12 protein-coding genes and 1 pseudogene are annotated in these 14481 nt (G+C 69.9%); 9 read left to right on the top strand and 4 right to left on the bottom strand.

Translation table 11 applies throughout. The features are described from left to right. Nucleotides 1-8: 8 nt before the first annotated feature. The 7 genes and pseudogenes from ABS735_RS17975 (at nucleotide 9) to ABS735_RS17945 (ending at nucleotide 8924) form a co-directional block, all read left to right on the top strand. Nucleotides 9-1262 carry a cytochrome P450 gene (locus tag ABS735_RS17975; RefSeq protein WP_373903406.1) on the top strand — a complete coding sequence of 418 codons (1254 nt, stop codon included), beginning with the start codon at nucleotides 9-11 and terminating at the stop codon, nucleotides 1260-1262. Then, a complete protein-coding gene (locus ABS735_RS17970) occupies nucleotides 1259-2140 on the top strand; it encodes a thioesterase II family protein (RefSeq protein WP_373903407.1) in 882 nt (293 codons plus the stop codon). Before ABS735_RS17975 ends, ABS735_RS17970 begins: the two co-directional genes overlap by 4 nt. Before the next feature lie 49 nt (nucleotides 2141-2189). After that, nucleotides 2190-2918 carry a class I SAM-dependent methyltransferase gene (locus tag ABS735_RS17965; protein ID WP_373903408.1) on the top strand — a complete coding sequence of 243 codons (729 nt, stop codon included), beginning with the start codon at nucleotides 2190-2192 and terminating at the stop codon, nucleotides 2916-2918. After that, nucleotides 2915-4804, top strand: a complete 1890-nt coding sequence (locus ABS735_RS17960; RefSeq protein WP_373903409.1) for an ABC transporter ATP-binding protein — start codon at nucleotides 2915-2917, stop codon at nucleotides 4802-4804. The genes ABS735_RS17965 and ABS735_RS17960 overlap by 4 nt, the downstream gene beginning before the upstream one ends. Continuing rightward, on the top strand, nucleotides 4801-6558 hold the full coding sequence (locus ABS735_RS17955; RefSeq protein WP_373903410.1) for an ABC transporter ATP-binding protein: 1758 nt from the start codon (nucleotides 4801-4803) through the stop codon (nucleotides 6556-6558). The genes ABS735_RS17960 and ABS735_RS17955 overlap by 4 nt, the downstream gene beginning before the upstream one ends. 68 nt (nucleotides 6559-6626) lie before the next feature. After that, nucleotides 6627-8066, top strand: a complete 1440-nt coding sequence (locus ABS735_RS17950; RefSeq protein ID WP_373903412.1) for a salicylate synthase — start codon at nucleotides 6627-6629, stop codon at nucleotides 8064-8066. A 73-nt stretch (nucleotides 8067-8139) separates the two neighbouring features. Next, a pseudogene (locus ABS735_RS17945) lies at nucleotides 8140-8924 on the top strand (transposase). A 164-nt stretch (nucleotides 8925-9088) separates the two neighbouring features. Here ABS735_RS17945 and ABS735_RS17940 read toward each other — a convergent pair. Then, nucleotides 9089-9298, bottom strand: coding sequence for a hypothetical protein (locus ABS735_RS17940; RefSeq protein ID WP_373903413.1), 210 nt, complete (start codon nucleotides 9296-9298; stop codon nucleotides 9089-9091). An 82-nt stretch (nucleotides 9299-9380) separates the two neighbouring features. On the opposite strand from ABS735_RS17940, the gene ABS735_RS17935 reads away from it, so the two are divergent. Beyond that, nucleotides 9381-9692 (top strand): hypothetical protein, encoded by a 312-nt coding sequence (locus tag ABS735_RS17935; RefSeq protein ID WP_373903414.1) that lies wholly within the window; start codon nucleotides 9381-9383, stop codon nucleotides 9690-9692. 594 nt (nucleotides 9693-10286) lie between these two features. On the opposite strand, the gene ABS735_RS17930 is transcribed toward ABS735_RS17935, so the two are convergent. From ABS735_RS17930 to ABS735_RS17920, 3 genes are all read right to left on the bottom strand, one after another. Beyond that, entirely contained in the window at nucleotides 10287-10460 is a 174-nt protein-coding gene (locus tag ABS735_RS17930) for a DUF7178 family protein (RefSeq protein ID WP_476755839.1), read from the bottom strand. 69 nt (nucleotides 10461-10529) lie between these two features. Next, nucleotides 10530-11585: a DUF3800 domain-containing protein gene (locus ABS735_RS17925; protein WP_373905220.1), complete on the bottom strand. Its 1056-nt coding sequence runs from the start codon at nucleotides 11583-11585 to the stop codon at nucleotides 10530-10532. Between the two features lie 43 nt (nucleotides 11586-11628). Further along, nucleotides 11629-13098: a coiled-coil domain-containing protein gene (locus tag ABS735_RS17920; protein ID WP_373905221.1), complete on the bottom strand. Its 1470-nt coding sequence runs from the start codon at nucleotides 13096-13098 to the stop codon at nucleotides 11629-11631. A 141-nt stretch (nucleotides 13099-13239) separates the two neighbouring features. On the opposite strand from ABS735_RS17920, the gene ABS735_RS17915 reads away from it, so the two are divergent. After that, nucleotides 13240-13398, top strand: a complete 159-nt coding sequence (locus ABS735_RS17915) for a hypothetical protein (RefSeq protein WP_158913600.1) — start codon at nucleotides 13240-13242, stop codon at nucleotides 13396-13398. The last annotated feature ends 1083 nt before the right edge of the window (nucleotides 13399-14481 follow it).

The following is a 14481-nucleotide window of genomic DNA, read 5'->3' as shown; positions in this document are numbered from 1 at the left end:
GACCCTTCATGACAAGCCCCGAGACCCCGACGGTGCCCCGGCCCCCCGGCGAATCCCGCACGGACCCCGCGGCCCCGCCCCGGGACTTCCCCATCCAGCGCGGTTGCCCCTTCGCGGCGCCCGCGGAGTACGACACGCTGCGCACCCACGAGCCGGTCGCCCGCGTCACCCTGCCGACCAAGCGCGAAGCCTGGGTGGTCACCCGCTACGACGACGTACGCGAACTGCTCTCCGACCCCCGGGTCAGCGCCGACATCCGCCGCCCCAACTTCCCCGCCCTCGGCGAGGGCGAGCAGGAGGCCGGGGCGAGGTTCCGCCCCTTCATCCGCACCGACGCCCCCGAGCACACCAAGTACCGGCGCATGCTCCTGCCGGTGTTCACCGTGCGCCGGGTGCGCGCCATGCGCCCGGCCGTCCAGGCCCGCGTCGACGAGATCCTCGACGACATGCTCGCCGCCGACGGCCCGGTGGACTTCGTCTCCGCGTACGCCAACGCCGTCTCCACCTCGGTGATCTGCGAACTGCTCGGCATCCCCCGCGAGAACCTGGAGTTCTTCCGGGACGTCACCCGCGTCTCCGGCTCCCGCCACAGCACCGCCGAGCAGGTCTCCGAAGCCCTCGGCGGCCTCTTCGGCCTGCTCGCCGGACTCGTCGGCCAGCGGCGGGAGGATCCCCGCGACGACCTGATCTCCAAGCTCGTCACCGAGCACCTCGTCCCCGGCCACGTGACCACGGAGCAGCTGCTCTCGACCCTCGGCATCACCATCAACGCCGGCCGCGAGACCACCACCAGCATGATCGCCCTGAGCACCCTGCTCCTCCTGGACCGGCCGGAGCTGATGGAGGAACTGCGCCGGGACCGCTCCCTGATGCCGGCCGCCGTCGACGAACTCCTGCGCGTCCTGTCCGTCGCCGACTCCATCCCCCTGCGCGTGGCCGCCGAGGACATCGACCTGTCCGGCCGGACGATCCCCGCCGACGACGGCGTCATCGCCCTCCTCGCCGGGGCCAACCACGACCCCGAGCAGTTCGACGACCCCGAGAAGGTCGACTTCCACCGCACCGACAACCACCACGTCGCGTTCGGCTACGGCGTCCACCAGTGCGTCGGCCAGCACCTGGCCCGGCTGGAACTGGAGGTCGCCCTGGAGACGCTCATCCGCCGCGTCCCCACGCTCCGCCTCGCGGGGAACCGCGAGGACATCGTGATCAAGCACGACTCGGCCACCTTCGGCCTCGAAGAACTGAGGGTCGCCTGGTGACCGCCCCCTTCCCGCCGAGCGCGTCCTTCCAGCCCCCGGCCCGGCCCGCCACACGGCCCGCCGCCCAGTCCTCCGCCCGCGCCGCACGTGCCGACAGCCCGTGGCTCAGACGGTGGAGCGGAGGGGCCGCACCCCGGTTCACGCTGATCTGCCTGCCGCACGCGGGTGGCAGCGCGAGCTTCTACCGGCCCTGGGCAGCACTGCTGCCTCCCGAGGTCGAACTCCTCGCCGTCCAGTACCCCGGCCGCGAGGACCGCCTGGAGGATCCTGAGGCGGCCGACATGGGCGAGCTGACGGCGGCGGTGGCGGACGCCGTCGCGCCGCTGCTCGACCGGCCGTACGCCCTCTTCGGGCACAGCATGGGCTCCGCCGTGGCCTGGGAACTCGCCCACGAGCTGAACCGCCGCGGACTCCCGGGCCCGCGCCGCCTGTTCGCGTCCGGCCGGGCCGCCCCCGGCACGGCCGTCACCGGTCAGCTCCACCGCCAGAACGACGACACCCTGAGCGCCGAACTGGCCCGGCTGGGCGGCACCAGCCAGGAGATCCTGGACGATCCCGGGCTGCGGTCCCTGATCCTCACGCCCGTACGCCACGACTACCGGATCATCGAGACGTACCGGCCACCCGACCGAGAGCCGCTGTCCTGCCCCCTGCACGTCCTGACCGGCAGCACCGACCCGGAACTCGGCGAGGAACGCAGCCGCGACCGGGCGGGCGGCTGGGCGGACCTCACCACCGCCCGCACCGAGGTACGCGTCTTCCCCGGCGACCACTTCTACCTCACCCCCCGACGCCGTGAGGTGGTGGCGACCGTCCTGCGCAGGCTGGACCCGTCGCTGACCACCGGCGGCGCACACACCTGGCCGAGCACCCCGTGAGCCGCCGTCCCGAGCCCGCCCGCCCGACCACCCCAGTCCGGAGAGCGTCGTGATCGACTACTACTCGACCTCGGCCGAGTTCTACGAACTGGTCGCCACCCGGCACACCGCCAGCAGCGGCCCCCCGCTGACCCGCGTCCTGACCGGACTCGACGTGTCCCACGGCCCCGTCCTGGAGATCGGCGCGGGCACCGGACGCGTCACCGAGGTCATCGCCGCCGCCCTGCCGGACGCGGAGATCCTCGCCGCCGAACCGTCCGCCACCATGCGCGCCATGCTCACCTCCCGGGTCGCCCGCGACCCGGACCTGCGCCGACGCGTCACCGTCGTGGACGGGGCCGCCCAGGACCTCGTCCTGCCCGACCGGCTCTCCGCCGTCGTCATCTTCGGCGTGGCCGGTCATCTCACCGTCCCCGAACGCATGGCGCTGTGGAAGCGGCTCGCGGACCGCCTGCAGGACGGGGCGCCCATCGTCGTGGAACTGATGGGAGTCTCCTCACCCCGCGTCATCCCCCCGGTCATGTCCCTGAGGGAGACCATCGGCCGCCAGACCTACGAGTGGTGGATCGGCGGCGAACCCACCGAGGGCGACGCCATGCGGTTCACGACCACCTGGAAGGTCCTGCGCGACGGCCGCACCGTCCGCGAGGTCGCCGACAGCTACGACTGGCACACCTTCGACGCCGCCGTGCTGGCCCGCGAGGCCGGCATGACCAGCCGCCGCATCACCGAGGCGGGCGGCAGGCCCATCCCCGAAATCGGAGTACTCGTCAAGTGAAGTCACAACCGCCCGAGCCCGGCCCGGCCCCGGCAGCCCCGGACCCCGCAGCCGACGGCGCGGGCACCCCCGACAACCCGCCGCGGCCGCTGCGCACGCTGGCCGCGCCCGTCCGCGGGCGACTGGCCCTCGCCGTCGGCCTCCAGGCCGCCGCCGCCCTGGCCGGAGTGGCGCCGTTCATCGCCGTCTCCCGCATCGCCGAGCGCCTCACCACAGGTTCCCCGGCCGACGGTGACGCGCTCTGGCCGCTGGTGGCGCTGGCCTGCTCGGCCGGCCTCGTCGCCCTCGTATGCGGCACGGCGGCCGGCGCCCTCGCCCACCTCGCCGACAACGACCTTCAGCTCACCCTCCGCCGCCGGCTCGCCCGGCACATCGGTCGGCTGCCGCTCGGCCGGCTCACCGAACGAGGCACCGGCGAGGTCAAGCAGGCCGTGCAGGACGACGTGAGCGCGCTGCACACCCTGTTCGCGCACACCCTCCTCGACGTCGTCTCCGTGCTCACCGCCCCGGTGCTCATCCTGGGCTACCTCTTCACCGTCGACTGGCGCCTGGCCCTGGTCAGCGTGGTCCCCCTGCTGCTGGGCGTGTTCCTGTTCAGCCGGGCCATGGCCGGGGCCGCGGCCCAGATGGCCGAGTTCGGTGCCGCGGTGGGCCGGATCTCCGCCGCCGCCGTGGAATTCGCGTCCGGCATCGCCGTCTTCAAGAGCTTCGGACGCGCAGGCAAAGCCCACGAGCGCTTCGTCCGCGCGACCGAGGGCTTCGCCGACTTCTTCTCCGGCTGGGTCCGCTCCACCCTGCTCACCTCCACCGCCGCGATCCTGGTGGTCGCCCCGGCCGTGGTCCTGCTGCTCCTGACCGGGCTGGGCGCGGTCTTCGTCACTCAGGACTGGATGACCGGCGCCGAACTCGTTCCCTTCCTCCTGCTCGGACCCGCCGTCGCCGCCCCCATGGGCGTCGTGGGGCCCCGTATCCAGCAGATCCGGGCCGGCCAGGCCGCCGCCGTACGCGTCACCGAGCTGCTGGACGCGCCCACCCTGCCCGAGCCGACGACCGCCGTCCTCCCCGAGGGCCACCACGTCTCCCTGCAAGGGGTGTCCTTCTCCTACGACGGGAACACCGACGTCCTCAGCGGCGTCGATCTCGACCTCGCGCCCGGCACGGTCACCGCGCTGGTCGGTCCCTCCGGCTCGGGCAAGTCCACCCTGGCGTCGCTGCTGCCCCGCTTCCACGACGCCACCGCCGGCACGGTGACCCTCGGCGGCGCCGACCTGCGGGACATCCCCGCCACCGAGCTGTACCGACGGGTCGGCTTCGTCCTCCAGGACGTACGGCTGCTGCGGGCGAGCGTCGCCGACAACATCCGCCTGGGCCGCCCCGACGCCACCGACGAGGAAGTCGAACGGTGCGCCCGCGCCGCCCGCATCCACGACCGGATCACGGAACTGCCCGACGGCTACGCCACCGAACTCGGCACCGCCGTCACCTTCTCCGGCGGCGAGGCGCAACGCCTGTCCATCGCACGGGCGCTGCTCGCCGACGCCCCCGTCCTGGTGCTCGACGAGGCGACCGCCTACGCCGACCCGTACTCCGAGGCACTGATCCAGGACGGCCTGTCCGCGCTCGCGGCCGACCGCACCCTCCTCGTCATCGCCCACCGGCTGTCGACCATCCGCTCCGCCGACCGGATCGTGGTGCTGGAGGACGGACGCGTCACCGAACAGGGCCGCCACGACGACCTGCTCGCCGCCGGCGGCCGCTACGCCGCGCTGTGGGAGGCCCAGCGGACCGCGGGCCCGGAGGAGACCGACGGCGTACCGCTCCACCGGTCCGCCCCCGTGAGGGCCGACCGCGCGGCGGACGACATCCGAGAGGGAAGTGCACGATGATCCGTCAGCTCTACCGCGTCCTGGGGCCGGAAGGCTCCCGCCCACTGAACCGGCTGGTGCTCCTCCAGTCCGGAGCGGCCGTCCTCCAGGGCGTCGCCTTCGCCCTTCTCGTGCCCGTCCTCGAAGCCCTGCTCGGCGCGGACCCCGACGACGTCTGGCCCTGGCTGGCGGCGTTCACCGGCTGCGTACTCGCCTACGCGGCGCTCCAGGGCGCGGCCGTCAGCGGCGGTTTCACGGTCGGCTCCCAGCTCTCCGGGGTGCTCCACCGCCGGATGGCGGACCAGGCCCTGCGCCTGCCCCTGGGCTGGTTCACCGCCGGCCGCACGGCCGAGTTCAGCAGGCTCGCCGGACAGAACGTCATCCAGGTGATGAGCACACCGGCCCACCTGCTCCGCCCGTTCCTCACCTCCCTGCTCACCCCGGTGACGCTGGTCGCCGCGACCTTCTTCTTCGACGTACGCACCGCCCTGGTGCTCCTGGCCTGTGTGCCGGTGCTGTTCGCCGTGCAGCAGGCGAGCACGGCACTGATGCGCCGGCTCGACCTCGGCCGCGACGCCGCGATCGGCGAGTCCGCCGACCGGGTCCTGGAATACACGCGCAACCAGCCGGTCCTGCGGGCGTTCGGCCGGACCGCGGAAGGGTACGGGGCGCTGGACGACGCCCTGGTGGCCGAAGCGCGCGCCGACCGGCGGCTCATCGTCCGCGGCCTGCCCGGCCTGGTCTCGTTCACCTTCGCGACCCGGCTCGTCTTCGCCCTGCTGCTCGCCCTCGGGGTGTCCTGGCAGCTCGACGGGTCGCTCACCGTGCCCACCCTCCTGGCGCTCCTGGTGCTGCTGGTCCGCCTCATCGACAGCGTGGCGTCCGCCGCCGAAACCGGCGCCGGCATGCGCATCGCCCGCAACACCCTGGAACGGCTCGGCGCCGTCCTCGACGAGCCGCCCTTCCCGCAGCCGGCCGAACCGAAGACACCCCGCGACGCGAGCGTGGAGTTCTCCGGCGTCGGCTTCCGCTACGACACCGGGGCGGCCGACGGAGCTTCCGCGCGCCCGGTCCTGAACGACGTGACCTTCCGGCTGCCCGAACGCAGCATGACCGCCCTGGTGGGACCCTCCGGCGCCGGCAAGACCACGGTCGCCTCGCTGATCGCCCGCTTCCGGGACGCCACGGAAGGCACCGTCCGCATCGGCGGCGTCGACGTCCGCGAGATCGCCGCCGACGACCTGGCGGCACACGTCTCCCTCGTGTTCCAGGACGTCTACCTGTTCGACGGCACCATCGAGGAAAACGTCAGGATCGCCGCCCCGGACGCCGGCCCGGAGGAACTGGCCGAGGCTGCGGCCCTGTCCGGACTCGACCGGGTGATCGAGGAACTGCCCGACGGCTGGGACACCAAGGTGGGGGAGGGCGGCGCGCGGCTGTCCGGCGGGCAGCGCCAGCGCGTGTCCATCGCCCGCGCCCTGCTCAAGGACGCCCCCGTCCTCGTCCTCGACGAGGCCACGGCCGCACTCGACCAGGAGAACGAGGCGCTGTTCGCCGAGGCCGTGCGCACCCTCGCCGAGCGCAAGACGCTGCTGGTCATCGCACACCGGCTGAGCACCGTCGTCCACGCGGACCAGATCCTCGTCCTGGAGGACGGAGAGATCACCGAAAGGGGCACGCACGACGGCCTGGTCACGGCGGGCGGCACCTACGCCTCCTTCTGGGAGCGCCGGAGCCGGGCCCACGGCTGGCGGCTGGAGGCGGCACGCTCGTGACCTCGTATCCGGCACCCGATCCACCGGCCTCAGCGGCAGTGGCAGTGGCACAAGGAAGGCACGACACGATGAGCAACGGCCCCCGGAACACCTGGGACTCGTGGGCGGGTTCCGTCCCGCCACTCGCATCCGCGAGCACCCTGAAAGCCGGCCACGACGCCGCGGCCACGGCGACGCGCCTCGCGCGGGCAGGCCTCGCCGACCAGTACATGGTGTACGAGGCGGAAGGCAGCGTCTGGCACTTCGCGGCCGGTTCCGCCGTCAGCCTCACCGCGCACGCCACCGGCATCACCGCGCGGGCGAGGGGACGGACATGGACCTCTCGCACCGACGGCAGGCCCTTGACGGCGTTCGCCGCCGCGCTGGAAGCCCTGTCCGAGGCACACGGCGCGCACGCCGGTGGACGCCACTTCTACGGCTGGGCGGCCTTCGAACTGGCCCATCTCCTGCACGCGGACCCCGCGGCCACCGGTGACGGACCGCTGCTGCACGCCCTGATCCCTTCCGTCGAGGTGACCCTCACCGGGGAGGAGACGGTGGTCCACGCGGTGGACGAGGCGTGGCTCCGCAAGGTCGCCGACCTGCTCGCCGAACCGGCCCCCCGGCAGCTCCCGCCGGAGAGGATGACACCAGGAGGAGCCGAACACATCATCGCCGCCGACACGGCCGCCTACGGGAGTGCGGTGGCCCGAACGGTCGAGGACATCCGCGCCGGCCGCCTGGAGAAGGCCGTGGTCTCCCGAAAGGTCCCGCTGCCCGCCGGGCCGGCCGTGGACTTCCCCGCGACCTACCTCGCGGGCCGGAGGTCCAACACCCCGGCCCGTTCCTACCTGCTGGACCTCGGCGGCTACCGGGCGGCCGGTTTCAGCCCCGAGACGGTTCTCGAGGTCGGGGACGACGGACGGGTCAGCACCCAGCCCCTCGCGGGCACCCGCGCCCTCGGGGCCGACCCGACGGAGAACGAGCGCCGACGCACGGAACTGCTCAGCGACCCCAAGGAGATACACGAGCACGCCGTCTCCGTACGCCTGGCCTGGGACGAGGTGGCGGCCGTGTGCCGCCCCGAGTCCGTCGTGGTCGAGGAGTTCATGGCGGTCCGGCCGCGCGGTTCGGTGCAGCACCTCGCCTCGCGGGTGACCGGCAGGCTTCAGCCGGACGCCGGACCGTGGGACGCCTTCGCCTCCCTCTTCCCCGCGATCACCGCCACCGGCGTCTCCAAACGCGACGCCCTCCAGACGCTGGCCCGACACGAGGAAGGCCCCAGGGGTTTGTACGGCGGCGCGGTCTTCCGAGGCAGTACCGCCGGAGCCCTCGACGCTGCCCTCGTCCTGCGCACCCTCATCGGTGCCGGTGAGGAGACCTGGCTACGCGCGGGCGCGGGAGTCACCGCCCACTCCAGCCCGGACCGTGAGATCGAGGAGACCTGCGAGAAACTGCGCAGCGTCGCTCCGCACCTGCGGTTCACTGAGCTTCTTCGAGGGGGCCACCGATCGGGTGACGGTCCGTGAAGCGCAACGAGCGAGGCCCCCGGGCTGTTGATCGAGATGTCTGGCGTCTCAATCACGTTGCTCGGGGGCCTCGTTGGTCATCCATCCTGCCGCACTTGAGCTGCCGCATGCACTCGTGGAGTGGGTCACCATACTGATCGTCACCCGTGAGAGCGACCGGCGCTGCAAGCTCCGTCCGTCTCAGCGGGCGATGGTGGCACTGGTGTACCTGCGCGAGCACACCACGCTGGCGAAGATCGCCGCCGGGTTCGGGATCAGTGAGTCCACTGCCCATGCCTACACCAGCGCGGTCGTCGACCTTCTCGCTGCCCGTGCCCCTGGTCTGCTGAAGACGTTGCGCGAGCACGATCCCGACTTCGTCCTGCTCGACGGGATTCTCGCCGAGTGCGACCGGGTCGGCGACAGCCGGGCCGACTACTCCCACAAGCACCGACGCCATGGCGTGAACGTGCAGGTCGTCACCGACCCCGGCGGCCGGCTGCTGTGGCTCTCACCCGCCCTACCCGGCCGCACCCACGACCTGACCGCCGCCCGCACCCACCGGATCATCCGCATCTGCGAGCGCCAGGGCGTTCCCATCGTGGCCGATCTCGCCTACCAGGGCGCCGGTCCATGGCTGACCACCGGCATCAAACGCAGGCCCCTGAAGGAGCTGCCCCCACCGAGAAGACCCGCAACCGTGCCCTGGCCGCAGCACGCGCGCCCGTCGAACGCGGCGTCGCCCGCCTGAAGTCCTGGCGGATCTTCCGCAGGTCCCGATGCGGCCCCAACCGCATGACGTCAATCGCCAAGGCCGTCCTCACACTGGAGTTGCAACGCTGGAGAAGCTCACTGGGAGCTGATGGACGTGCCAGGTGACCGGACCCTTCGTCGGCCTCGGTGACGGTGCGAAGGATGTCTCGGGCACGGTCAGCCGTAGCCAGCCAATGGGCCGTCTCATAGCGCCGCGAAGGAGGGTAGGGCGTTCTCGTCATACGCCGCGCGACCGGTCGAGGTCGATTCCTAGCCGACTGGTGGGCGAGTCATGCCAGCCTTTCTGCCTTTCGAGGTGCCCCCGTGTATCGCCAGATATCGAGGTTCCTTCCACCGCCACCCGCCGTGCCGAACAAGGTGATCGCGAGGGCAGCATTTTTGTCGAAACTCAGGAAATGCGACACCCTCTCGATTCTCACTGAAATCGTTATCGAATCCATGGCGATAAAGTAGCCCGTTTGTCGCTGCGTGTCCTCCATTGCAGTCTTTCCCGTGAGGGTAGAAATCGGAAGGGAAATTTCACACTGCCGCCCTCGATGGGTGGCCTGAACACCCGTGGAGATGAGTAGCGTGGCGACATCAGCGCAGCACCAGCCGCATCCCGGACACGAACATGCGCACGGTGAGGGCTGCGGGCACGTGGCAGTCCCACACAACGGTCATGTCGACTACGTGCACGACGGCCACCTCCACCGTGAGCACGACGGTCATGCGGACGAGTGCGAGGTTGGCAGGCATCAGGAGCACGTCGGTCACGACCACGAACACGGTGAGGGGTGTGGGCACGTCGCGGTCCCGCACGGTGACCACATGGACTACGTGCACAACGAACACCGCCACGCGCCGCACAATGGCCACTGGGACGACCACTGAGACTTGTTCGTCCGACCCCGTGCGATGCACCTCCGTCAACTCGTAAGGCTCGGAGGGGGGTTTGTTGGTGTACCGGCTGCTCGCTGGCCTGGGGTGTTGTGGGTTCGTTGAGAAGCCGGGTGGGCGGTTAGGTCGGGGTGGGCGGGGGTTGAGCTGGGGTTATGCGTTCTGTGTGGGGCGTGGCGGGGTGAGGTGTCGGTAGTTCTGGCATGTAATGGCTCGTTTGGTGTTTTTGCTGGTCAGGGCTGTTTGGTGTTGCGCTCCCGCTCCGCGTGAGCGCTGCTGACCACTGCGCGGTCAGCCCACCGGCCCGGCTTCGCCGGGCCGGTGACGCTCCGTCCGCTGCGCTCCCGGAACGGCGGGGCCTGCGGCCCCGCTAGGTGGCCTCCGCTGCGCTCCAGCCACACAGGCCGGCCCCGCTGCGCGGTGCGGCCAACGGGCCTCCGGCCCGAGCGGCCACAAGAGAGGGGTGGTGACCCTGCATCAGGTGATGCCCCATGTAACGTTGGCAGAACCTAGGCACCCTCGTGCTTCAAAGTGCAGCACGAGACCTACTCTGGAACCAGGCCCCACCCCTGGCCCTACTGCGCCAATTCACTTGCGCTCGATGTGGGCCACCCATGTAACGGCCTGTACTTTGCTCGGTACCTTCCTGACCTTCTGAGCGGCAGCACGGTAGCAGCCCGGCGAATGCCTCGTGCCGTCCAACCGTTCCCAATTCCCGGTCACGCTGTCCGTAGACTTCACGTACTGCAATACCGTGCGCATGCTGGTCAATTACGACGGCGAATCTCTCTCACGGATCGAAAGAAAAAGCAGAACTCTGCTTCAGTCGAATTACCTGAGAGATGGAGTAGCGCTTGATCCGTCCAGGAGGGGCATGATAGCTGGCCAGAGATCTTCTCCTGCTTCCGATATTTCAGTTCCTGCCTTGTGCTCGAAGCTCACCCGGACCGCACCGGCTACAAGATCGGCCAATTGAATCGACGGGTGGTCCACCGAAGTCCCCCGGACCAAGGCCCGAAGGTCGACAGGGCGTTGTCTCGACGAGCGTGTCGCACCCCAGCCGTTACGTACGACCTTTGCGATGTTGTCCAGCCCGTCGTCAGGTAGAGCTTTCTGTTCATCAGTCAGCACGCTGACCGGACCGAGCTGCGGCCCCCAGTGACGCGCGGCCTGGGCGACCGAGGACACCAGAAGCTCCAGCTGGGGGTGAGTGTTGGTATCGCCGTGAAGAATTTCCGCCTGTGGTCGGGTGGTACGCAACATCATTAGGAGGTCGGTGACATTTCGACGCGTTGAAGATGCCCAAGCTTCCTCTACTCGGTCGAAAAATACCTCCCGTGCCTGATCATCTCTCCGGCCGCGAACAGAAGCAAACGCGACGAACGCAGTCATGAGCCTTTCATAGCCCTGGCCGCCGAGGGCCCGGCGGCCGTGCTGTCGCAACAGTTGTGCGAACTCTCTAGCTCGGCCGTCGGCGTAGAGATCGATTCCTGCGGCGTATGCTTGTTCCTCCAACAAGAGGTCTATAACTTTGGCGACAGCTGCGTACTCCTTTTCGACTACGAAAGCCCAACACCTGCCTTCTAGTGCTCCCCCCTCACCCCACAGTCGACGTAGTGCATCGCGCCGGTTGGCACGCTTCTTGAAGTCGCGAAACTTCAGTTCTGGTGCTTGGTAATGCGTATCTGCGCGCAGTTCCTCAACTATCCCCGTCGCCTCTGCGTCATCGACGGCAACCGCCGCGTAGACGAAGTAGGGCCCACGGCGCCCGATGAGTTGCTCGCCGTCCCATCCGGACTCATCACACGCCACCCACCGCCCGGCAGTGTCACCATCCGTTGTCGGGCCACTCTGGGTGCCTACACGTGGATCATTCGTGGAAGTCATGGCGGCATTGTCGGCCCATCGAGGCCGCCTCGGCTACGGCAGGTCAGCGCTTTGACGAAGACCGCCCCAGGCGGTCGCCGCGTGCTTTTCGTCTCCGGTATTCGCTCATGAGGAGTGTCACGGGTTCGGCTGTGAGGCGGTACCTGGTGCTCCACCGAGCGATCTTGACCCAGAAGTCCCGCTGGGCGAACAGCTCGTTGTCGGCGTCGTCGATGCGCAGCCGCAGCATCTGTGGCCCGGACTCCTGCACTCCGGGAAGCGAGCGTTCGAGTTGGCGGAGGGCGTGAACGACCGCTGTGAAGGTGTCGTACTTATCGACCGTGTGATGCCGGGGGTTCCCCTCGACGCCTCGTAGAAGTGGGGAGTCCCAGTTTACGTATACCGGCTCGGCTGTCTTGTCTGTGTTTCCGCCAGGAGCGGTGCGGGCTCGTCGGGCCAGTACGGCGGCGGCCTGTCGGCTTGCGAGCGCGGCGTTCATCGCCTGTCGGCGTGCGAGCGCGGCATTCATCGCGGTGGCCACGTTAGCCAGGGCCTGGCGGCGAGCGGCTTCCCATTCTGCGGCAGCCCGGTCACGGCCGGTATTTGAGCTGGCGGGTGGGTTGGCCGTATTGCCCGCGGGAAGGTCGCGGGCAATGGCTGGTGTCTGCGGGGTGGTGTGGGCTCGGGGAGCCAGGCCGACGTGCTCACCGAGGGCGTCGAGCTCCTGGGCTTGCGCGGCAAGCTGGGCGCTCGAAGCATCAAGGACTCTGTCGACGTCGTGCAGGGCGGCAAGCCCGAGGTCCTCCAACCGCAGAGCCCTCGCACCCGGCTCGGCGGCGTCCTCCGCGTCGGCGGCGGGGTGGGGTTCTTCCTCGGCGTCCTTAAGTGCCTGCCGCTCTCGCTCGACCATATGGTGGGCGGCAAGGCGGATCTCTTCCGCCTGCTCCCGCTCGCGTCGTGCCTCCTCAAGCAAGGTCCGTGCTGACTCCAGCCTCATCTCGGACTGTTCGAGCTCGCGCTGGAGCTCGCCCCGTACAAGGCTCGCGGCCCGTTCCCGCTCCGCTTCCAGGCGGGCACATCGTTCCTGCAAGGACGCGACCAGGTTCAGGAGCAGATCCACCAGCCGCACGGCCTGGAAGGTCTTTTCCTGGGCTGCGAGCTGTCCTCTGCGCGCATCGTCCAGCCGCAGCTGCAGCTCGGTCGGCGTGCGCGCCCTTTGCGACAGAGGAGGCATTGGCGGCTTGCCCTGCGCGGCCTCAACTGCACGCTGGCGCCGCAAGTGGCCGGCGGCCTTGCGCTGCTCACACAGGCGGTTATCGGTCACGTAGGCGTCGACGAGCTGGCCGATCATGTCCTCGGGGATGAGCTTGCTGCCGTTGAGGTACTCACTGCACAGTGTCTTGCCGATGTGCAGGAGCTGCGCAAGGTCGCGTTGGCTCACCCCCCGGGTCAGGGTCCGCAACCACTGGGCCAGATCATTCGCCTGCGGTGTCTCGCCCTTCAACTCACCCTGGGGCCGCCCCACCTGTGTCATGCGCTCTCCCTGCTTGTCCGCGAACAACGCCTGTGTTGCCCGCACTTCACCTGCGCCTACACACCTGTGGCCAGACGGCCAATCACATCACCGCCCACAGTGATGCCTCCAGTGATTCCCCGAACTTCCCGGAGGCCCGACATGCACTCACCCACCCGCCGTTCCTGGCCCTACGCCGTCACCGCGATCGTGGTGCTGGCATTCGAAAGCGGCTGGGAACCGGCAGAGATCCGCTCCCTCGCCGCTGTCCTGCTGGTCCTCGTCGCCGTCATCTACGCCGCAAGCCGTGACCACGACTGAACACTCGCGGGGTCCGGCCAGGATCGGCCGGACCTGCTTGACGGCCCAGATCGATCCGGGAGCCGGATCAAATGGTGAGGGCGGGCAGGACGAGCGGCCGCGACCTCGCGCACGGCCGCTGCCTTCGCCCCGGTGCTGGCGATCCCCCTCGATTCAGCTGAGCAATGCGGGGCAGCGCGGGGGCACGTCTTCGCCAAGCCGTACGACGGCTACTGCTGAGTACTCGAGGAATGCAGCCAGGCGTCCCACCGGACTGCTCCGCTCCCGCCTTGCCTCCTGGTCGACCCAGGGGGCCTTTTCGTCCCCGCTCCTGCCTGGAAGCCGCTGACTCCAGAGGGCTGGAGAGGAGTTGCGGGGCTAGCCCTCCGCTCCTTCACCGTTCCGACCGCCCGGCCTGTCCGGGACGGACGGACTTTTTTTCGAGGACCTGGAGGAGCACGTGACCAATCAGCAGAGTGACCAGCAGACGCAGGTGCCGGCCGCCACCTCGCAGGTGGACCGCGACCGTCGCGAGTTCGTGAAGCAGGGCGCCCTCACGGTCTCGGGAGCTGCTCGGGCGGTGGTGGCCCACCTCCTCACGGGGGCGGTGAGTGACGCGGCCCGGCAGCCGGTCAGGCCGCGGGACGGATCGTGGACCTGTGTCACCAACGGTAGGGAAGCCACCACGCGGCTCTTCGCATTCCTGGCCATCGCCAAGCGCTACGTCGGACGGTGGTTTCAGCACTTCGCCGGTGGGGCGCCCCACCGGTACTGTCCCGGTGCGGGAGGGGGCGGCCGCGGCCCGTGGCACGTTAGTGCCGTCACTGCAGGCCGGGGCTGTCAGCGGCGGTGTAGCGGGCGGCGGCCTCGATACCGAGTCCGAACAACTCGCAGATCATGCGGGCGTCGCCTCCGGCGGCCAGGACCTCGTCGAGGATCCGCTCGGCGCGCAGCAGGTCGCTGGACAGGGCTGCTGGCGGGGCTGGCGTCCAGGGCGGTCCGGCGGGTGACGAACAGGTGCGGGCTGGTGGTGTCCGGCCAGCGCCGGTGGCGGTGGGCGAGGTAGGTCTCCAGGCGCATGCCCCGAGCGTCCATGTCGGCGGA

It is taken from the genome of Streptomyces sp. MMCC 100 (genome assembly GCF_041538145.2).
In the GTDB taxonomy this organism is placed as follows: domain Bacteria; phylum Actinomycetota; class Actinomycetes; order Streptomycetales; family Streptomycetaceae; genus Streptomyces.
Note: the sequence above shows the minus strand (reverse complement) of the source record. Positions and strands in the feature narration are given on the sequence as shown.